The organism is Vibrio sp. ZOR0018 (assembly GCF_963865925.1).
Lineage (GTDB): Bacteria > Pseudomonadota > Gammaproteobacteria > Enterobacterales > Vibrionaceae > Vibrio > Vibrio anguillarum.
The window spans coordinates 56,265-76,452 of the sequence record NZ_CAWMCN010000118.1; the positions used below are offsets into that span (position 1 = coordinate 56,265).

22 protein-coding genes are annotated in these 20,188 nt (G+C 45.1%); 13 read left to right on the forward strand and 9 right to left on the reverse strand.

Annotated elements, in window-relative coordinates:
* Positions 1 to 139 precede the first annotated feature (139 nt).
* Positions 140 to 1,225, forward strand: coding sequence for a chorismate synthase (gene aroC, locus AACR75_RS11875; RefSeq protein ID WP_026028357.1), 1,086 nt, complete (start codon positions 140 to 142; stop codon positions 1,223 to 1,225).
* 151 nt (positions 1,226 to 1,376) lie between these two features.
* Here the strand turns inward: aroC and AACR75_RS11880 are convergent, their stop codons facing one another.
* Positions 1,377 to 2,000, reverse strand: coding sequence for a trimeric intracellular cation channel family protein (locus tag AACR75_RS11880; RefSeq protein WP_026027295.1), 624 nt, complete (start codon positions 1,998 to 2,000; stop codon positions 1,377 to 1,379).
* Between the two features lie 234 nt (positions 2,001 to 2,234).
* Here AACR75_RS11880 and AACR75_RS11885 point away from each other — a divergent pair, with 234 nt between their 5' ends.
* The 3 genes from AACR75_RS11885 to AACR75_RS11895 all read left to right on the forward strand — a co-directional run bounded on the left by AACR75_RS11885 (position 2,235) and on the right by AACR75_RS11895 (position 3,703).
* Positions 2,235 to 2,765: an elongation factor P hydroxylase gene (locus tag AACR75_RS11885; RefSeq protein ID WP_017045732.1), complete on the forward strand. Its 531-nt coding sequence runs from the start codon at positions 2,235 to 2,237 to the stop codon at positions 2,763 to 2,765.
* Between the two features lie 32 nt (positions 2,766 to 2,797).
* Entirely contained in the window at positions 2,798 to 3,061 is a 264-nt protein-coding gene (locus AACR75_RS11890) for a YfcL family protein (protein ID WP_013856329.1), read from the forward strand.
* 117 nt (positions 3,062 to 3,178) lie between these two features.
* Entirely contained in the window at positions 3,179 to 3,703 is a 525-nt protein-coding gene (locus AACR75_RS11895; protein ID WP_026028358.1) for an NADPH-dependent FMN reductase, read from the forward strand.
* Between the two features lie 114 nt (positions 3,704 to 3,817).
* Here AACR75_RS11895 and mnmC read toward each other — a convergent pair whose 3' ends face one another.
* Positions 3,818 to 5,845 (reverse strand): bifunctional tRNA (5-methylaminomethyl-2-thiouridine)(34)-methyltransferase MnmD/FAD-dependent 5-carboxymethylaminomethyl-2-thiouridine(34) oxidoreductase MnmC, encoded by a 2,028-nt coding sequence (mnmC, locus tag AACR75_RS11900; protein ID WP_017050946.1) that lies wholly within the window; start codon positions 5,843 to 5,845, stop codon positions 3,818 to 3,820.
* Between the two features lie 127 nt (positions 5,846 to 5,972).
* Between mnmC and fabB the strand changes: the two genes are divergently transcribed.
* The 3 genes from fabB (at position 5,973) to AACR75_RS11915 (ending at position 9,553) form a co-directional block, all read left to right on the forward strand.
* On the forward strand, positions 5,973 to 7,184 hold the full coding sequence (fabB, locus tag AACR75_RS11905; protein ID WP_013856332.1) for a beta-ketoacyl-ACP synthase I: 1,212 nt from the start codon (positions 5,973 to 5,975) through the stop codon (positions 7,182 to 7,184).
* A 226-nt stretch (positions 7,185 to 7,410) separates the two neighbouring features.
* Positions 7,411 to 8,556 carry a 4-phosphoerythronate dehydrogenase gene (locus AACR75_RS11910; protein WP_047687809.1) on the forward strand — a complete coding sequence of 382 codons (1,146 nt, stop codon included), beginning with the start codon at positions 7,411 to 7,413 and terminating at the stop codon, positions 8,554 to 8,556.
* A complete protein-coding gene (locus AACR75_RS11915) occupies positions 8,540 to 9,553 on the forward strand; it encodes an aspartate-semialdehyde dehydrogenase (protein WP_013856334.1) in 1,014 nt (337 codons plus the stop codon). The genes AACR75_RS11910 and AACR75_RS11915 overlap by 17 nt, the downstream gene beginning before the upstream one ends.
* Positions 9,554 to 9,668: 115 nt before the next feature.
* Here AACR75_RS11915 and fcrX read toward each other — a convergent pair whose 3' ends face one another.
* Complete coding sequence (gene fcrX, locus AACR75_RS11920) at positions 9,669 to 10,118, reverse strand: ferric iron uptake transcriptional regulator FcrX (RefSeq protein ID WP_010318689.1); 450 nt, start codon at positions 10,116 to 10,118, stop codon at positions 9,669 to 9,671.
* A 214-nt stretch (positions 10,119 to 10,332) separates the two neighbouring features.
* Between fcrX and AACR75_RS11925 the strand changes: the two genes are divergently transcribed.
* On the forward strand, positions 10,333 to 10,851 hold the full coding sequence (locus AACR75_RS11925) for a DUF4442 domain-containing protein (protein WP_010318688.1): 519 nt from the start codon (positions 10,333 to 10,335) through the stop codon (positions 10,849 to 10,851).
* Here AACR75_RS11925 and AACR75_RS11930 read toward each other — a convergent pair.
* Entirely contained in the window at positions 10,848 to 11,732 is an 885-nt protein-coding gene (locus tag AACR75_RS11930) for a LysR family transcriptional regulator (protein WP_026028359.1), read from the reverse strand. The genes AACR75_RS11925 and AACR75_RS11930 overlap by 4 nt on opposite strands.
* A 116-nt stretch (positions 11,733 to 11,848) precedes the next feature.
* Between AACR75_RS11930 and AACR75_RS11935 the strand changes: the two genes are divergently transcribed.
* Positions 11,849 to 12,295, forward strand: a complete 447-nt coding sequence (locus tag AACR75_RS11935) for a CidA/LrgA family protein (protein ID WP_013856338.1) — start codon at positions 11,849 to 11,851, stop codon at positions 12,293 to 12,295.
* Entirely contained in the window at positions 12,292 to 12,993 is a 702-nt protein-coding gene (locus AACR75_RS11940) for an LrgB family protein (RefSeq protein ID WP_017048877.1), read from the forward strand. The genes AACR75_RS11935 and AACR75_RS11940 overlap by 4 nt, the downstream gene beginning before the upstream one ends.
* A 66-nt stretch (positions 12,994 to 13,059) precedes the next feature.
* Here AACR75_RS11940 and fldA read toward each other — a convergent pair whose 3' ends face one another.
* The 3 genes from fldA to AACR75_RS11955 form a co-directional block, all read right to left on the reverse strand.
* Positions 13,060 to 13,593, reverse strand: coding sequence for a flavodoxin FldA (gene fldA, locus AACR75_RS11945; protein WP_013856340.1), 534 nt, complete (start codon positions 13,591 to 13,593; stop codon positions 13,060 to 13,062).
* 48 nt (positions 13,594 to 13,641) lie between these two features.
* On the reverse strand, positions 13,642 to 13,863 hold the full coding sequence (locus tag AACR75_RS11950) for a DUF2788 domain-containing protein (RefSeq protein WP_010318683.1): 222 nt from the start codon (positions 13,861 to 13,863) through the stop codon (positions 13,642 to 13,644).
* A gap of 108 nt (positions 13,864 to 13,971) precedes the next feature.
* Complete coding sequence (locus tag AACR75_RS11955) at positions 13,972 to 14,742, reverse strand: alpha/beta fold hydrolase (protein WP_017045728.1); 771 nt, start codon at positions 14,740 to 14,742, stop codon at positions 13,972 to 13,974.
* A gap of 92 nt (positions 14,743 to 14,834) precedes the next feature.
* Here AACR75_RS11955 and seqA point away from each other — a divergent pair, with 92 nt between their 5' ends.
* Together seqA and pgm are read left to right on the forward strand one after the other, a co-directional pair.
* Positions 14,835 to 15,380: a replication initiation negative regulator SeqA gene (gene seqA / locus AACR75_RS11960; protein ID WP_010318681.1), complete on the forward strand. Its 546-nt coding sequence runs from the start codon at positions 14,835 to 14,837 to the stop codon at positions 15,378 to 15,380.
* A 110-nt stretch (positions 15,381 to 15,490) separates the two neighbouring features.
* Complete coding sequence (gene pgm, locus AACR75_RS11965; RefSeq protein WP_026028060.1) at positions 15,491 to 17,137, forward strand: phosphoglucomutase (alpha-D-glucose-1,6-bisphosphate-dependent); 1,647 nt, start codon at positions 15,491 to 15,493, stop codon at positions 17,135 to 17,137.
* 66 nt (positions 17,138 to 17,203) lie between these two features.
* On the opposite strand, the gene AACR75_RS11970 is transcribed toward pgm, so the two are convergent.
* Complete coding sequence (locus AACR75_RS11970; RefSeq protein ID WP_047687810.1) at positions 17,204 to 17,962, reverse strand: DUF1853 family protein; 759 nt, start codon at positions 17,960 to 17,962, stop codon at positions 17,204 to 17,206.
* 86 nt (positions 17,963 to 18,048) lie between these two features.
* Between AACR75_RS11970 and AACR75_RS11975 the strand changes: the two genes are divergently transcribed.
* Entirely contained in the window at positions 18,049 to 18,804 is a 756-nt protein-coding gene (locus AACR75_RS11975) for a Nif3-like dinuclear metal center hexameric protein (protein WP_017042720.1), read from the forward strand.
* An 85-nt stretch (positions 18,805 to 18,889) separates the two neighbouring features.
* Here AACR75_RS11975 and AACR75_RS11980 read toward each other — a convergent pair whose 3' ends face one another.
* Positions 18,890 to 20,179: a citrate synthase gene (locus tag AACR75_RS11980; RefSeq protein ID WP_017042719.1), complete on the reverse strand. Its 1,290-nt coding sequence runs from the start codon at positions 20,177 to 20,179 to the stop codon at positions 18,890 to 18,892.
* Positions 20,180 to 20,188: the final 9 nt, after the last annotated feature.

The following is a 20,188-nucleotide window of genomic DNA, read 5'->3' on the forward strand; positions in this document are numbered from 1 at the left end:
TTATCCATTAGAAAAATACACATTGCTTTATTTTGGGGCTTTACATCATTTCGTAATAAAGCCACTATGAATCCACGAACAATAGAATGAAGCGGTGATAGGGAGCATGTCGCTCTGTGTCATCAATATTGAGGAAGTAATGGCAGGAAACAGTATCGGACAACATTTTCGGGTGATGACATTCGGAGAAAGTCACGGTATCGCACTAGGATGTATCGTCGACGGATGCCCTCCGGGCTTAGAAATTACAGAAGCTGACTTACAGATAGACCTAGATCGTCGCCGTCCTGGCACATCTCGCTATACAACGCAGCGCCGTGAAGCGGATGAAGTCAAAATTCTTTCTGGTGTATTTGAGGGGAAAACCACAGGTACATCGATTGGTCTATTAATTGAAAATACCGACCAACGTTCAACCGATTATTCAGACATTAAAGACAAGTTTCGCCCCGGTCATGCCGATTATACCTACCATCAAAAATATGGCATTCGCGACTATCGTGGTGGTGGCCGTTCATCAGCACGTGAGACAGCGATGCGAGTGGCAGCGGGAGCCATTGCGAAGAAATATCTCAAACAAGAATTTGGGGTTGAAATTCGCGCTTACTTGTCACAAATGGGTGATGTTTGTATCGATAAAGTGGATTGGAATGAAATTGAGAATAACGCCTTTTTCTGTCCAGATGCAGACAAAGTGGCGGCATTCGACCAACTGATCCGTGATTTGAAAAAAGAAGGTGATTCGATCGGTGCAAAGATTCAAGTTGTCGCGACCAACCTACCTGTTGGTTTAGGTGAGCCGGTATTTGATCGTCTAGATGCGGATATTGCACATGCTTTGATGAGCATTAATGCGGTGAAAGGGGTAGAGATTGGTGACGGTTTTGATGTCGTGCAGCAAAAAGGCAGCCAGCATCGAGATCCTCTAACACCGAACGGCTTTCGCTCAAATCATGCTGGCGGTATTTTAGGCGGTATTTCGACTGGACAAGATATTGTTGCCAGTATTGCACTTAAACCCACGTCAAGTATTACAGTACCTGGCGATACCATTACTCGCACGGGTGAACCCACACAACTTATCACTAAAGGTCGCCATGATCCTTGCGTTGGTATTCGCGCTGTGCCCATTGCCGAAGCAATGCTGGCGATTGTGTTGATGGACCACTTACTTCGTCATCGCGGGCAGAATTTTGCGGTTCAAACAGAAACGCCTAAAATCTAATCCAGCATAACCGAATTAAAATGAAAAGCGCCCTTCTTGTTAGGGCGCTTTTGTTTTAATCAATTTTCTGTTTGGCTAATTTCCGCGGCTGAATGAATTTTTTATCGAAACAAGTCAGCTAACTAACCAAATATCTAACATCGGATTATGGCTAATGAATCTGATTTTCAGCATCAAGCTGGAAAGAAGGCAAACGCCATTTAAAACGCACTGCCGCCATACGCAATAAATAACCCACAATAAGCGTTACTATCGTGCTGGTGACATCATTGATGCCGAATGCGAGTAAGGTTAAATAAAGCCCTGAAGCGACTAATGAAACCGAAGCGTAGAGTTCTTCATGCAGTACCAGTGGCGTTTGTCTGCAGATTAAATCGCGTAATAACCCACCAAACACCCCAGTGACCAATGCAGAAACCATACAAATGCCGGGATGCAAACCCATGCCCATTGCGACTTTTGTGCCTATGATACTGAACACAATTAGCCCCAATGCATCTAAACGAATGAACAACCCTTTGAGTTTGATTACCCATTTAGCTAAGCCTGTGGTGAGAACGCCTGCGATACAGGTAATGGCTAAAAACTCCGGATTCTTCACCCAACCTAGCGGATAATGGCCGAGTAAAATATCCCTCACCGTACCGCCTCCAATCGCAGTGGCACTCGCTACTAACATCACACCGAACCAATCCATTTTTCGACGGCCTGCACTCAATGCGCCAGTCATCGCTTCGGCAGTAATACCAATAATATATAAAACACTGAGCAACATAATGCGGTACTCCGACAGCACTTCCTTAGGTATATAAGAACCGAGAAAGCGGTTGAACTTAAAAATGGAGGCGCAAGTGTAGTAGTAAAGTCAGGCGATGGCGAATGAGATTTTATGCCAAGAAACCGTTTGACCGATTAATAAAACTAATGAAATGGGGCGATTGAATGGCTTTACCTGACTACAGAAAAATAAGAGAATGCGTTGAGAAATTTTTGCCTGCATGACTGAGTGATGACACATCAATACCAAGACTTGATCTCCCTGTTCAATGACACTTTTTTTGAGCCATTCAATACGCGTTTAGAGCTCGGTGGTGATGAGCCGATTTACTTGCCTGCTGATGCGCAAATTAATCATCACCGCATCATTTTCGCACGGGGATTCTTTGCCTCGGCACTGCACGAAATCGCGCATTGGTGCGTCGCCGGCCCTGAACGGCGATTGATGGAAGATTTTGGCTATTGGTATCAACCAGACGGGCGAACCGCGCAAGTCCAAGCCGAATTTGAAAAAGTAGAGGTGCGCCCTCAAGCGTATGAGTGGATTTTATCGGTCAGTGCTGGCTTTCCTTTTACTGTGAGTTGTGACAACCTACACGGCGATTTTGAACCAGACCGTATCGCCTTTATGACTCAGGTACATCGTGAGGTAGTCGCTATCTTACAGGTTGGGCTTCCACCCCGAGTGAAGATGCTGTCAGATGCATTACGTGCTTTTTATGGTACGACAGAATTAAGGCTAGAGCACTTTATTATCAGGTAACTAGCTAAATAATAAGAGAAAATGAGAGTTGTATGATTATTGGATTTGAAGAAAAACTGCTGGAAATGATTGATGCACGTATTGCGACGGCATCGGACGATGAATTGTTTGCGGGTGGTTATTTGCGAGGTCATATTTCTTTGTCTGCAGCCGCGTGTGAAGATGAAGGAATTGACGATCTATCTCTGTTTAAAGCACGAATTGAGCAAAGCCTAGAGCAAGCGCGCACAGAGCTTACGCCTGCAGACCGTGTGATTGTGTTCGATTTATGGACCGAGCTTCACAACCAAGCTTAAGATGAGCACACTTAACTCATTCGAATTCTTTGAATGAGTCCGTAAAATTTTTATGGTTGTTGTTAATTTGTGCGATCGCTATGCTTAAGCCATATTCGAACACACAAGGGCAACACCATGAAAGTCATCGCATTTGGAGCATCAAACAGCTCAACTTCAATCAATAAAGCATTGGCCACTTACACCGCTCACCTCATCGAAGGTGCAGACGTGGTGGTGCTTGATATCAACAACTATACCGTTCCTATGTTTAGCGAAGATCTTGAAAAAGAGCTTGGTCAAGCCGAAGGCGCTCAAGCTTTTCTGCGTGATCTTGCTCAAGCGGATGCGTTTGTTATCTCTTTTGCTGAGCATAATGGCCACTACCCAGCGGCGTACAAAAATTTATTTGACTGGGCAACACGCATTGACCGTGAACTATTCAAAGGTAAACCTGCTGTTTACCTAGCCAGCTCTCCAGGTCCTGGTGGCGCGCAATCGGTTTTGGCGGCGGCAAATAATTCTGCTCCTTATTTTGGTGGTAATGTAAAAGCGTCTGTCTCGGTACCGAGTTTTTATGACAATTTTGACTTGGCTACGGGTCAAGTGACTAACCCAGAAGTGGCGGCACAATTGAAAGACGCGATTGCGAAGCTCGTATAGCTTTCTTGTCTCGTTTTAAGTTCGTCTCACCTTAAGTCTCACGCCTTTTCGCGTGAAAAAGTGAGCATTAAAAAAGCCTTGCTGGATAAGTAAGGCTTTTTTCTATGACGGGTTTTATCGAGGAGTACGTTCGGTGATGGCTTTGCCTTTTTTGAGTTTTCTCACCCACATTCGACTTGGATGAAGCGTTTCGAGTACATCAACAGCAAGTGGTAGCGGATCGCCATTCATTTGTGAAGCCAGCAACTCAGCCATTAATGGCGCAGAACTTAGTCCTCGCGATCCTAGCCCGAGCATGCAGTACAAATGAGGATAGTGAGCCACAGATGGAGTCTGTTGCGGATCTTGTGACGGTAACGGCTGGTAGTCGATCTTGATCTGTTCAAAGTTGCCCACATTCCCGACAAACGGCAAATGATCGCGGCTGACACAGCGAACGCCTTGGCGAGATTGATTGCTAGATGTATCGACTTGCTGTGTCCAGTTTTGGTCGTTAATACAACGGGTTAAGTGTTGTCCATTCTCTTGCTGCGCCGCCGCATCGAATGCTTGGTTGATTTGACTTCGGTCATAGCTTGCGCCAATGCAGTGCTGTTGAGTGTTGGGGTTGTGCGGTGTCATATAGCCGTCGTAACACAACACGCTGCTCAGCTTTTGCAATGTTTCTGAGGTTGGAATATGGCTTACTTGTCCTTTCACTTTGCCAAGTGGCAACGCTTGTGTTTGCTCGAAATGGTCAAATTGATGACCGTTTGCAATGACCACACACTGATGGTGCTTTTCGTTACCATTAATACTTAATGTCCACTGCCGCTGTATTTCATCCCAGTGCAAAGACTCCACCTCGTGATTGAAATAGGCGTTGAATCGCTCACTTTGGCTTAATTGGTCAAACAGGCCTTGTGTCAGTTGAGCAGGGCAAAGCCATCCTCCGAGTGGGTAATGTAAGCTGACCATGTCAGTCGGTAAGCCGACGTTTTGTAACGTTGCTTGTTGATCGCAGTAGTGCATTAGCTGAGGGTTAAATTTCCCTTCAAGCATCGCCATCTGTTTTTGGGTCGATTTTTCATCCCACATCAATTGGGTCACACCACACCAATCATGATCAAAAGGGACGGTTTGCGCCATTTGCTCAACAAATTGCCGAGCAAACAGAAAAGCGGACGCAAAAACACGCGATACACCACTGTGGTTTTTATTCAGCAGTGGGTAAACCGCACCTTGTCGGTTACCTGAAGCACCTTGAGCGGCCTGAGGATCGGCGCAATACAGGCTGACATTGATACCGCGGCGATTGAGCATTTTAGCTAATGTGGCACTAGCAATGCCGCCGCCGATGATCGCCACGTCGGTAACATTGGTTGTCGGCGCAATCGCAAACCAAGGTTTTATATTGCTGTACGGCGTTTTGTGTTCCAGTTGACCAGCAATCATCTCTCTTTTGGTGCCAAAGCCTTTCACTTTTTTCATCGAAAAGCCTGCTTCTATCAATCCGCGTCGTACAAAACCTGCGGCGGTAAAAGTGGCGCACGTGGCTTTGTGTTTCGCCAGTTTGGCCATATTCTCAAACAGTGTTTGATTCCACATTTCAGGGTTTTTACTGGGAGCAAAACCATCCAAAAACCATGCGTCTACCACGCCTTGCTCAGTCGTGGGAACTTGCGGCATACACTCTTTGATGTCACCGAACCAAAGATCAAGGGTAATGGCGCCATCATCAAGAACAATGCGATGACATTCTGGTACTGCAATCGGGTAGTGTTGTTGAAGCTTTTTCGCATAAGTCGCTAATTCAGGCCACGCTTGGTGCGCTGTTATCAAGTCGTGTTTATTGAGCGGATATTTTTCAAAACTGATAAAATGCAGCGCTTGCAATGGCGCATTTGGGTTTTGTTGCCTAAACGCATCAAATTCTTGCCATACAGCGAGAAAATTTAACCCAGTGCCAAACCCCGTTTCGGCAATGACGAATCGTTTTTGGTCATATTGGTGCCATCTTTGTGGTATATGATTTTGGGAAAGAAACACGTAACGCGTCTCTTCTAGGCCGTTAACGTTGGAAAAGTAAACGTCATCGAATTGGTCGGAAACGGGTGTGCCCGCTTCATTCCAACCCAGTGTTGCGTTGGTTATGCTGGTCATAATGGTGTAATTCTGTGAAATCGGGCGATATATAGCTCGAGATTGTACGAATTTCTGGGAAAGCTGACCACTTTTGTTATTCTTCTTAGTTATTATCTAAGCGAATTTTGAATTATAGGAATGTCACATGAAACGAGTCGTAATCACCGGTATGGGTATTGTTTCAAGTATCGGTAACAACGTCGAAGAAGTTTTAGCGTCTCTAAAAGCAGGCAAATCAGGTATTACCGCTTCTGAGCAGTTCAAAGAGAACGGTTTACGCTCTCAAGTGTGGGGTAGCCTGAAAATGAACCCTGCTGACCATATTGATCGCAAACAGATGCGTTTTATGGGTGATGCGGCCGCGTTTGCATACCTATCAATGGAACAAGCGATTGCCGATTCAGGTTTAGCACCAGAGCAGGTCTCTAATGACCGCACTGGTATTGTGGCTGGTTCTGGCGGTGCGTCGTCGTATAACCAAGTTATTGCTGTCGACACATTGCGCACAAAAGGCGTGAAGCGCGTTGGTCCTTACATGGTTCCACGTACTATGTCTTCGACTGTTTCAGCCTGTCTTGCTACGCCATTTAAAATCCGTGGCGTCAACTACACCATGAGCTCCGCTTGTGCGACGTCGGCTCACTGTATTGGTCACGCAATGGAACTTATCCAATTGGGTAAGCAAGATGTTGTGTTTGCAGGTGGTGGTGAAGAGCTCGATTGGTCTTTAACTATGATGTTTGATGCAATGGGTGCGTTGTCAACTAAGTACAACGAAACACCAGAAAAAGCGTCACGTACTTACGATGCTGACCGCGATGGTTTCGTGATTTCAGGCGGCGGCGGCATGGTTGTGGTTGAAGAGCTTGAGCATGCACTGGCTCGCGGCGCAAAAATTTACGGTGAAATCGTCGGTTACGGTGCGACATCCGATGGCTACGACATGGTGGCTCCATCAGGTGAAGGCGCTGTGCGTTGCATGAAGATGGCAATGCAAGCGGTAGATAGTGTGGATTATGTCAATACACATGGTACTTCCACACCTGTCGGTGATGTAAAAGAGTTGGGTGCCATTCAAGAAGTGTTCGCTGGCAACAGCCCAGCTATCTCGGCAACAAAAGCAATGACTGGCCACGCATTGGGTGCGGCAGGTGTGCATGAAGCCATCTACTCTACCTTGATGCTTCACCACGGCTTTATCGCGCCAAGCATCAACATTGACAATTTAGATCCAGCGGCTGATGGCCTTGATATTGTGACCGAAATGCGCGAGCAAGAGCTAACCACTGTGATGTCTAACAGCTTTGGTTTTGGCGGTACGAACGCGACGCTAGTGATCAAAAAGTATCAAGGCTAATGAGTCTACACACCTCTAATAAAAAGGTTTCCAGAGCGGGTCAGCTTAGCTGATCGAACAGACGCAGACTCTGTCCCATGGAGAGCGGGACGGGATCCTTTTGTTCTGGGTTTTTGCCCGGTTTCCGTGAGGAGCCGGGCATTTTTATGGAAAGCGGGATTTCTTCTCGACAGTCTGTGCGCTTTTCTGCACAATTCCTTCAATTTCGAAAATTGTGAACTCCGCTATGAAAATCCTTATTGATGAAAACATGCCTTATGCTGAATCGTTATTTAGCCAGCTTGGTGAGGTGGTGTTGAAACCCGGTAGAAGCTTAACAGCTGATGATCTTATCGACGTTGACGCCTTGATGATTCGTTCTGTTACGAAAGTAAATCAAGCACTATTAGCGAAAGCCAATAAATTAAAGTTTGTTGGTACAGCGACGGCAGGTATGGACCACGTTGATCAAGCGCTTTTGGCTGAAAGAGGCATCTTTTTTACTGCCGCACCGGGGTGTAATAAGGTGGGAGTGGCTGAGTATGTTTTCAGTGTATTGATGGTGTTAGCACAGCAGCATGGTTTTTCTGCCTTAGAGAAAACCGTTGGCATTATTGGTGCTGGTCAAGTCGGCAGCTATTTAGCCGAGTGTTTAGCGGGGATTGGCATTAATGTGCTGCTCAACGATCCCCCAAAACAAGCACAAGGTGATTGCCGCGAGTTTACTCATCTTGATGTTTTACTTGATAAAGCGGATGTCATTACGCTGCATACACTAATTACTAAAAGTGGTGAATGGCCGACTCATCACTTGATTGATGAAGTTCGACTTGCCCAGTTGCGCAGTGATCAGATCTTGATCAATGCGGCTCGTGGCCCTGTGGTGGATAACCAAGCGCTGAAACAACGCCTACAGAAAAATGATGGTTTTATTGCCGCTTTAGACGTGTTTGAATTTGAACCTGAAGTGGATATGGAACTGCTGCCTTTGCTCGCCTTTGCGACGCCACATGTGGCTGGCTATGGGTTAGAAGGTAAAGCCCGAGGCACGACCATGATTTTCAATAGTTTTTGTGAGTATCTTGGCGATGACCATTGCGCGAATGCCAGTAGTTTATTACCCGAGATTCCCATTGCCAAAGTGTATTTATCACGCGGTTGGGATGAGGAAACATTACACAGTTTAACCCAATTGATTTATGACGTACGCAAAGATGACGCCTTGTTTCGCCGTGAAATTGGCAAACCAGGTGCTTTTGATCAAATGCGTAAACTTTATTGGGATAGAAGAGAATATAGCGCGATGACTGTCGTCGGTAGTGAGTCGTGTGATCTCACTCCCTTAGCTAAATTAGGTTTTAAAACAGAGGTAACAAATGAGCCAAGAATTTAATATCGCTATTTTAGGAGCAACCGGCGCGGTTGGTGAAACCATGCTTGAAGTGCTCAAAGATCGCAAATTCCCCGTTGGTGAACTTTACCTACTTGCCAGTGAGCGTAGTGAAGGTAAATTCTACCGCTTCAATGGTAAGACCATACAAGTACAAAATGTTGAAGATTTCGATTGGTCACAAGTTCAGATTGCACTGTTTTCCGCTGGTGGTGAATTGTCCGCAAAATGGGCACCTATTGCCACAGAAGAAGGCGTGGTAGTCATCGATAACACCTCACATTTCCGCTATGAGTACGATATCCCACTTGTTGTGCCTGAAGTGAACCCTGAAGCGATTGCGGATTTCCGTAACCGCAATATTATTGCGAACCCAAACTGCTCAACCATCCAAATGTTGGTGGCGTTAAAGCCGATTCACGACGCTGTGGGTATCGAGCGAATTAACGTATCAACTTATCAGTCCGTTTCAGGAGCTGGGAAGTCAGGCATTGATGAGTTGGCGGGACAAACCGCAAGGCTGTTAAACGGTGTTTCGGCCGATCCTGATGTGTTTAGCCAGCAAATTGCGTTTAACTGCATCCCACAAATCGACCAGTTTATGGATAATGGCTACACCAAGGAAGAGATGAAAATGGTGTGGGAAACGCAAAAAATATTCAATGACTCAACCATTATGGTCAACCCAACTTGTGTACGCGTGCCAGTTTTTTACGGCCATGCTGAGTCACTGCATATTGAAACACGCTTACCGATTGATGCTGAGCAAGTTATTGAGTTATTAGAGAAAACTGAAGGTATTGAAGTATTCAGCGGGAATGATTTCCCCACGCAAGTTCGCGATGCGGGAGGGAAGGATACGGTTCTTGTAGGGCGTATTCGCAACGATATCAGTCACCACAGTGGCATTAACATGTGGGTAGTGGCAGATAACGTGAGAAAAGGCGCTGCAACAAATGCGGTACAAATTGCGGAAGTGTTGATTCGAGATTATTTCTAATTCATACCTAGTAAAAAGGAGTGGCTTACCACTCCTTTCTCTCTACACAAAAAAGCCGAGTGATTGATTCACCCGGCTTTTTTATTATCGTCCAGCTCAAGGCTGAGAATGATGGCTATCTTTTTGACTTGTGCGCGTTAGGGTTCTGCTTGCAACTGCCGTCGGCACATTTACCATATAGATAAAGGCTGTGATTGGTGAGCTGTACATTATATTGCTCAGCAATCTCTCTTTGGCGTTGTTCGATCACCTCATCTGAAAACTCAATCACTTCACCACAATCTAAGCACACTAAGTGGTCGTGGTGGTGTTGTGTTGAAAGTTCAAAAACGGATTTTCCACCTTCAAAATGGTGACGAGTGACAATACCCGCATCATCAAATTGGTTTAATACTCGATAAACAGTCGCGAGACCGATTTCTTCACCAAGATCAATCAATTTCTTATACAGTTCTTCAGCGCTGATATGTTGGCATTCAGGCTGCTGTAGCACTTCTAAAATTTTTAGCCTAGGAAGGGTAACTTTAAGACCTGCATCCTTGAGCGCTTGGTTATTATCTGACATACACTTTCCTGTTGATGATCTGCAGCAGTTAACAGAATTCATAATTGCGATCATTATAGGGGAGTCACTGCTAACAATAAACCACGAAGTTCAAAGGGTTACTTTATATTTGTCACAAAGCCGCGCAATATCACTGATATAACAGCTCTTACCAGTTACAATTGCGTAACATTTATTAGTGATTGAGTCGATAGGTTTAAAAGGTGAGCACGGAATGAATCACTCTTTAGCAAGATTTTATAAGCCAAATATTGTTAAGTGGGCGTTAAATAGCTGGCCTCCTTTTTGGGGCGCTGGTATCCACATTGATGAAATTAGTAGCGACTTCCGTCAGGTGAAAATGCGCTTAAAGCTGCGGTGGTGGAACAAAAATGCCAATCGCACTCAGTATGGTGGCAGCATTTTCTCTCTTACTGACCCTGTTTACTCTTTGATGTTAATGGGGATTTTGGGTGAGCAATATTATGTATGGGACAAAGAGGCCAGCATCAACTTTATCAAACCGGGCCATTCTGATTTGTATGCGGAGTTTCTGATAACGCAAGACCAACTGGATTCAATCTTAGTGAGCACGGCCAATGGGGATAAATGCTTTCCGGAATTTGTTATCCATGTTAAGGATGCCAAAGGCGAAGTGGTCTCTGAAGTGCAACGTAAATTGTACGTGCGCAAAAAACCTAAATACAGAGAAGAGAGTGATGCAGACAAAATGGTTACTTTTTGTGACCGCTAAGGCTGTTCATTCTGCATTTGGCACAGCTCAATCCAAGCTTCGGCGGTGCGAGAAACGTACCGTTCCGCGTGCCATATTAATCCTAAGTGCCAATCAATACTGGGTGTCATCGGTTTGACTAAGACGCCTTCTCCTTGAATTCGTCGACAAAGTGGTTCGGGTAGAAAAGCAACGCCTACGCCACTTTTGACCAACGCGACTAAAAAATCCCATTGGCTACTGCGCGCTGCAACTTGTGGTGTAAATCCGTGTTGTAGGCAGAATGAGTGGATGTAGTCACTCAGCGTAAAATCATGGGTATAGAGGTAAAATGGCTCATTTTGTAGTTGCTCCCAACCGATGGCTTCTTGCTGCTTCCAAGGAGATGAATCGGGGAGTACGGCGCAAATGGGGTAACTGTCTAAGGAGAGTGACCGCAGATTGTCAATCGGATGAGGCGAAAGCATGGTGACGGCTACGTCAATTTCGCCATTGAGAATAGCTTGCTCTATTTTACGTCCGCCATACTCAACGATGGTGAGCTCTACATGAGGGTAGGTTTGACGGTATTGGCGGATCAGACCTGCGTAAAGGTGTCCAACCATTGGTGGAATACCGAGATGCAGTTGTCCCCGCTTTACCTGATTGAGATCGACCAATTCGGCTTCTAACTGAGACATCTGCGCTAAGATCTCTAGCGCTCTTTGATAGACAACCTCTCCTGCATCGGTAAGCCAGAAACGTCGACCTTCACGATGTAATAGTGGCTGTTCAATTTCCTGCTCTAGACTGCGGATCATCTTACTGATGGTGGGTTGGGTGACGAACAGTTGCTCGGATGCGCGGGTAAAGCTTTGTTGATTGACCAATTCAACAAAATAGCGCAGTGCTTTAATATCCATAATATCTCCTTTTATCATTCCATTTTGGCATGAAAATGATAATAAAAAGTCATTTTACGATGGTTTTATGGCTTAATATAATGTGACTAATTTCACAAAACGGCATTAGTCTCATCATGCAAAGAATAAGAAACAGCCAAAGAGTAAAAAACAATCTGCAAACAGTGGTACAAGTTGTTGCGCTATCAATGATCTGGTTTTTGGCGGATTTTCTAGTCAGCACTTTTCATATTCCTTTACCAGCAAATTTAACTGGCATGCTATTGCTGTTAACTTTAGTGATTATGCGAGTTGTAAAAGTTGATTGGCTGCGCAAGGGAGCAACTTGGTTATTGGCGGAAATGCTGTTGTTCTTTGTACCAGCGGTCATTGCGGTCGTTAACTATCAAGAGTTAATGCAACAGCAAGGGTTACGAATTATGGCGGTACTTGTCATCAGTACCATCATGGTCATTGCTATTACTGCTTGGACCGTTGATAAAATGTATCGTTTAGAGCTGATACTAGCGCGTAGAAAAAGCAACCGGGCAATACGCCTAACTAAAGTGGAGCGTTCATCATGAGCTCACTACTTACCTCAACGCTGCTTGGTGTATTTTGCTTGCTGTTAACCTTGGCCTTTTACTATGGCAGCAAGTGCCTTTATCAACGTAAACGTTCTATTTTCTTAATGCCGCTGCTATTGGCCCCTATATTGTTAGTGGCTGTTGTGATGATCTTTCACATCCCTTACCAAACCTATATGGCAGAATCTCATTGGTTATTGTGGCTACTTGGTCCGGCGACAGTGGCTTTTGCTATTCCTGTCTATGACAACCGATTGTTGATCAAGCGCCACTGGCTCTCTCTATCCGTGGGAGTGATCGTATCGGTTGTGGTGGCTGTGGGGAGCACGGTTTTGTTGGCTCGTTGGTTTGAATTACCCGATATGCTTCAGCGCAGTTTAGCGATGCGCTCGATTACCACGCCTTTTGCTGTTGAGGCGACGAAGTCAATTGGTGGGCAAAGTGATCTGACTGCTCTGTTTGTGGTACTTACTGGGGTGATAGGCATGGCGGTAGGTGAAGTGGTGTTAGCGTTATTATCCATTCGCTCTGGGCTTGGTAAAGGAGCCAGTCTTGGCGCTTCCGCGCACGGTGCAGGAACGGCAAAAGCGTATCAAATTGGCAATGCTGAAGGGGTAGTGTCGAGTGTGGTGATGATGATTGCGGGCATGGTCACTGTGTTGCTTGCTCCATTTATCGGTCTTCTACTTTGGTAAAGCAAAGTGCTTGAACATGGACCAATAAAAAATCCCCTCGCAAGGGGATTTTTTATGTTTAAGAGATTAGCCTTCAAGTTCGGCTAAACACATCTCTTCATAAATCTGCTTAACCCATGTGCTGACGCGCTGTTCAGTCAACTCTGGTTGACGATCTTCATCGATGCATAAACCAATAAAGTGGCTATTGTCACCCGCAACCAAGGCTTTAGAGGCTTCGAATTCATAACCTTCAGTTGGCCAGTGGCCAATAATCGTTGCACCTTTGCTTTCGATAATGTCACGCACTGTACCCATCGCGTCACAGAAGTATTCAGCGTAGTCTTCTTGATCGCCGCAACCGAAAATAGCAACTAATTTCGTCGAGAAGTCGATCGCTTCTAACTCTGGGAAAAAATCATCCCAATCACACTGCGCTTCACCGTAGTACCAAGTAGGGATACCCAGTAACAATAAGTCAAAATTATCAATGTCTTCTTTGCTGCTTTTCGCAATATCTTGAACGTGAACGAGCTGCTTACCCAGTTGCTTTTGAATCATTTTCGCAACGGCTTCAGTATTACCGGTATCGCTACCAAAGAAGAGGCCTACACTTGCCATAGAATCATTACCTTTAATTTGTCATTTTCTGGCGGATGAGCGTGTTCTTTACCCCAGTCCGGTGCCTTCCCAACTGAGTTGGATAAGTCCTTTAAGGATAAAACCAGCACAACCTAAAAACAGAACTAGCCATACAATACGGCGCCCAAATGGCGGTACATTACCTTGCTTAAGGACATCTTTTATTGCCATACCGATAAGGAAAAATATAGACGCAAAAAGAAGATCGAGTCCAATCGACTCAAGCATGTTCATGTAGTCGTACAGCATGGGTATCCTTTATGCCAATTTGCTTGAGCGCACTATAACACTGTTATTCGTCAAAGTTAATGCGCGCATTGGTACCTATTTCACACTTGTTGTTTCACAGTAAAGCGGCTAGCTGCCAATGAACTTCCTGATCGCTCGTAAAACTTCAACGGGCTTTTCTGCGTGTAGCCAGTGCCCTGTGTTGGCGATGACGTGCGCTTTCGCTTGGCTAAACTGCTGCTGGATCATTTCTTGGTGTTCCGCTAGTAGATAGTCAGAGTTGCTGCCTTTAACCAATAAGGTTGGAACAGAGCTGCAAGGGATTGGTTCCCAGCCTAAAATATTCCAGTAATTTTTTTCAATGGCGGGAACATTAAAACGCCAGCTCATTACACCATCTTCTCGTTTAAATAACGATTTACTGAGAAATTGTCGTACGCCTTCTAGCTCAATATGTTGCGCTAAAATGGCCATGACCTCTGCTCGCGAGGTAGGCTGCTGCGCAATAACCGCGTTGAGCCCCGCCAGTACGTTATCATGTTTCCGATGCTGATAGCTGACGGGTGCCATATCTAAAACCACCAGTTTGGCGACTTTGGATGAGGCGATGTCAGCCAGCTTCATGGCAACTTTACCGCCCATTGAATGACCAATCAGCGTGACAGAATCACAAGCTAACTCTTCGAGTAAACTAGCAACATCGAATGCCATGCTCGCGTAATCATGTTCCTCACTGTGAAATGATTGACCGTGATTACGCAAGTCAATACTCAATACTTGGTGATCGGCTTTTAGGTCTCTTGCAAGTAAACCTAGGTTGTCTAAATTGCCGAATAAACCATGGATCAAAACAACGGTGTGACCTTCACCTTCGAGTTTGTAATTAAGAAGTGCTGACATTTTATCTTATTAGTGATTGGTTTAACGTAGAGTATCAGTGAAGATCTCGCTATAATCCCTCAGAGTTTAAACATTGAGATTGTGAAAAGCGAATGAAAACAATTGAGGTTGATGAGGATCTATACCGTTATATTGCCAGCCAAACCCAACATATTGGAGAAAGCGCGTCGGATATTTTACGCCGTTTGCTCAATGTTGACGGTAAAGTGTCTGCAGCAGCGGTCGTGACGCAAGTAAGTACCGAGCCCAAGGGCATTGTTGTGAGTAAAGATGCCGTACAAGAGATACAGATTGATAGCGTAAAAGAGATGCGTTCTTTGCTCATTTCTGATGAATTTGCGGCTTTGAAAAAAGCAATTGATCGTTTTATGTTGGTGCTTTCAACCTTATACCGTATCGATCCAGTAAGTTTTGCTGAAGCGACCTTAGTGAAAGGACGTAAGCGTGTGTATTTTGCTGACAACGAGCAAACCTTGCTTGCTAGTGGGCAGACAACCAAGCCAAGAGCGATTCCAAACACACCATTTTGGGTCATTACCAATAACAATACTAGCCGCAAACAACAGATGATCGAGCAGCTGATGGTATTGATGAATTTCCCGAGTGACATTATTGAGAAAGTGACGCACTCAATCTGATTTGTGCCCATTCATAGATAAAAATCTGATTCAAGCCTCATACTGCGGACCACTAAGTCCGTATCATGAGGCTTTTTATTTCGTTGTTATTTTAAGAAAGGATGTCAAAAATGGCTATGCACCCACGCGCCGGACAAAAAGCACGGCAGGAAGACTTACATAATATCCCTGCGCTCGTTGCAAACTACTTTTTACTTCAACCTGATGCGGCTAACCCAGACCATAAAGTGCAATTTGGTACTTCGGGGCATCGTGGTTGCGCGGATAAATCGACATTTAACGAAAACCACATTCTTGCTATTGCTCAAGCGGTAGCAGAAGTGCGCGCTCAGCAAGGAACCACTGGGCCGATTTTTGTCGGAAAAGACACGCACGCACTCTCTGAGCCTGCTTTTTCTAGTGTACTTGAAGTACTGATCGCTAATGAAATTGAAGTGATCGTTCAACAGGATAATGGCTATACGCCAACGCCGGGTATTTCACACGCAATCTTGACTCATAACTTGAAGCACGCGCAAAAAGCTGATGGCATTGTGATCACGCCTTCTCATAATCCACCACAAGATGGCGGTATTAAATACAATCCTACCCATGGCGGCCCTGCTGAAGGGGAAATCACCCAAGCGATTGAAAACCGTGCCAATGAGATCATTGCAGAAGGCATGCAAGGCGTGAAGCGTCTGCCTATTATGTCGGCAAAGCAATCGCCGCTGTTTAAACAAGTTGATCTTGTGAAACCTTATATTGATGACTTAGTGAATGTGATTGATATGGAGGCCATCCAAAAAGCCAATCTAAAACTGGGTGTTGATCCGCTCGGTGGCAGTGGTATTGATTATTGGCGTCAAATTGGCAAAGCGTATCAGCTTGATTTAACACTGGTGAGCGAAGCGGTGGATCCGACATTCCAATTTATGTCACTCGATAAAGATGGTGTAGTGCGTATGGACTGTTCTTCTCCTTATGCAATGGCGGGGTTATTAGCGTTAAAAGATCAGTATGATCTCGCGTTTGGTAATGACCCTGACTACGACCGCCACGGCATTGTCACTCCGAAAGGTTTGATGAACCCAAACCATTTCTTAGCCGTATGCATCGATTATCTGTATCGTCACCGCAAGCAATGGCGTAAAGAAGTAGCTGTTGGTAAAACGTTAGTATCAAGTGCATTGATTGACCGTGTGGTCGCCGATCTTGGCCGTGAGCTGTGTGAAGTACCTGTCGGCTTTAAGTGGTTTGTTGATGGCTTATACAGTGGTCACTTCGGTTTTGGTGGTGAAGAGAGCGCAGGTGCGTCATTCCTGCGTAAAGACGGAACGCCTTGGTCAACGGATAAAGACGGTATTATTCTTTGCTTACTGGCGGCGGAAATCACCGCTGTCACAGGTAAAAATCCGCAGCAATATTATGAAGATCTGGCCGCGAAACATGGAGAGTCTAAATATAGTCGTATTCAAGCTGTCGCAAATGGCCCACAAAAAGCAGTGCTGAGCAAATTATCACCAGAGATGGTCTCTGCGCAAACATTAGCGGGAGATGAGATCACAGCCCGCTTGACGCATGCTCCCGGCAATGGCGCAGCCATCGGTGGATTAAAAGTGACCACTGATTATGGCTGGTTTGCTGCTCGTCCATCAGGCACAGAAGATATTTATAAGATCTATTGTGAAAGTTTTAAGGGCGATGAGCACCTCAAGCAAATCGAAGCGGAAGCGCAACAGATTGTTAATCAAGTCTTTGCCGACGCTGGTTTGTAAGCAAACTTATCAATTAAAATAGGCGGCCAGAGGCCGCCTATTTTATTTAGTCGTCTATTATCTTGCTTAAAGCTGAGGCCAACTGTCGGGAACGATGAACCAGAACTTTCCGCTGTCACTTTGGCAATGCACAAAACCATGCTCTTCATTTGCTGTGTAACGCGTGCAGTTTTTACCTTTCCCGCTAATCCATTGAGGCTTTTCCAGTAAGAATAATGCTTCATCTATTTGATGTGACTGGCTTTGATAACACCAAAAACCAGCAATTTGTGACAGATTGAGTTTATAACCTAGGCATTCACTAGGAACAGGCTCATCGTGAAAAGGGTTTACATACAAGCGCCCTTGCATTAGTAAATGACGGCTAACGTCACGCCAAAGTGGGTAAGCCGCACTAAATTGGGCTGATTGGGAAAGGGTCAATTGGTGGTTCAACATATGTTCAAGTTTGAGATCTAATCGATCTTGAGCATTGGGACCATACCACAGCCCTTGATGTAGCAGGTAAAACTTCACTGCGACTTCCCAATGCTCATAACGCTGACTGCGTTTATTTTTGATGACAAAATCTAGCGAACCTAGTGTACTTCCTGCTTCGTTCAATTGAATTTCTTCAGAAACGGCGGAATAAGTGGGGTTTAGCGTAAACAATAAAGAACATAAATGCTGGTAGAGAAAGCCTAATCTAGGGTTCCCTCTGTATTCTTCTTTCAATATCGGAACATTGGGTAAAAAAGGAGTACGCGCCGCGACCACACCCTCTCCTTGGAAAAGAGTAGGGGTTGTCGACACCCAGTGTGCCAGTGTGTTGAGGTCCATTGTCATTAATTGTTCTCGTCCTTATTTTTCGACATTCTAGCTTGAAATTGTTATAACCACGCTAATGATAAAACTCAATTTTGGAATGAAAGATGGATAATTTAAAACTTGAAGCTCTGCTCAATCAAAAGCTTAATCCTCAATTGATTAAAGACTATTGCCCTAATGGATTGCAAGTTGAAGGTCGCACTGAAATCAAAAAGATTGTGACGGGTGTGACGGCCTCGCAAGCGCTGATTGAACAAGCAATTGAACGAAATGCTGACGCTTTATTAGTGCATCATGGTTATTTTTGGAAAAGTGAGCCTGAGTCCATCCGTGGAATGAAAGGCCACCGGATCCGAGCTTTGATACGAAATGATATAAATTTATACGCATATCACTTGCCGTTAGACATCCATCCAGAATTAGGTAATAACAAATTGCTAGCTGATTTGTTGGGGATTCATGTTGATGGCGGATTAGAAGGGCACCCGCAGTCGGTCGCCATGTTCGGCCATTTTGAACAAGCGTTGACAGCCGATGAGCTCAGTCAACGAATCGAGCAAGCTTTACAACGACGGCCACTGCACGTAGCTCCGAGCTCAAACAGAATCATCAAAACGGTGGGTTGGTGTACTGGTGGTGGGCAAGATTTCGTCGATCTAGCGGCGCAGCACGGATTAGATGCGTTCATCTCTGGTGAAATATCAGAGCGGACTACCTACTCAGCAAGAGAGCAAAATATTCATTATTTTTCTGCAGGGCACCATGCCACAGAGCGTTATGGTGTGAAGGCACTGGGAGAATGGTTAGCGAGCGAATATGGCTTTGAGGTTGAGTTTATCGATATCAATAACCCTGTGTAGTGGGCTTGTTTCTGATCAATGTATCAAATGAAAAAAGAGCGAGTGGGAACTCGCTCTTTTCTATTAGGTACTATGACTGGGTTTGCTATTCGCGTTCGTGTAACGGTTTAAAGTTACGCATTTTTTGACCAGTGTAAAGTTGGCGAGGACGGCCAATTTTATTATCTGGATCACTGTGCATTTCATTCCAGTGGGCAATCCAACCGATAGTGCGAGACATTGCGAAGATAACGGTAAACATAGAGATTGGAATACCGATAGCCTTCAGAATAATACCTGAGTAGAAATCCACGTTAGGGTAGAGTTTTTTCTCAACAAAGTATTCGTCAGAAAGCGCGATGCGCTCAAGTTCCATCGCCACATCCAATAGTGGGTCCTGAATATTCAGCTCTTTGAGCACTTCATGACAAGCCTCACGCATTACCGTCGCTCTTGGGTCGTAGTTTTTATAAACTCGGTGACCAAAACCCATCAAGCGGAATGGATCATCCTTATCTTTTGCTCTGACGACATACTCAGGAATGTTATCAACGTTGCCTATCTCTTCTAGCATACGCAGACAGGCTTCGTTAGCACCCCCATGAGCAGGCCCCCACAACGAGGCAATGCCAGCCGCAATACAGGCAAACGGGTTAGCACCAGAAGAACCGGCAAGGCGAACCGTTGAGGTTGACGCGTTTTGTTCATGATCGGCATGCAGTGTGAAAATTTTATCCATCGCGCGTGCAACCACAGGATTCACTTCATACTCTTCACACGGCGTTGCAAACATCATGTGTAGGAAGTTCTCGGCATAGCTTAAGTCATTACGCGGGTAGATAAATGGTTGGCCGACAGAATACTTGTAGCACATCGCCGCCAATGTTGGCATTTTTGAGAGTAGGCGGTAAGCCGCTATTTCTCGGTGTATATCATTATTAATATCAAGTGAATCATGGTAGAACGCAGCAAGCGCTCCAACCACACCACACATTACAGCCATTGGGTGAGCGTCACGGCGGAAACCGTGGAAGAAACTTGCGATTTGCTCATGAACCATAGTGTGACGCGTCACTGTATGTTTAAACTCTTCATATTGCTTACGATTAGGGGCTTCACCGTAAAGAAGAATATAACAAACTTCCAAGTAATCAGCGTTATTGGCTAATTGATCAATAGGGAAGCCGCGGTGCAGTAACACCCCTTTTTCGCCATCGATATAAGTGATTTGAGATTCACAAGATGCAGTGGCAAGAAAACCAGGGTCAAAAGTGAAGTATCCGTTGGCTCCTAGTTTACGAACGTCGATTACTTGTGGGCCTACAGTCCCATCCATAATCGGCAGCTCGATTGGCGCTTTACCTTCAATATGAAGGGTCGCTTTCTTATCTGCCATAACAATCTC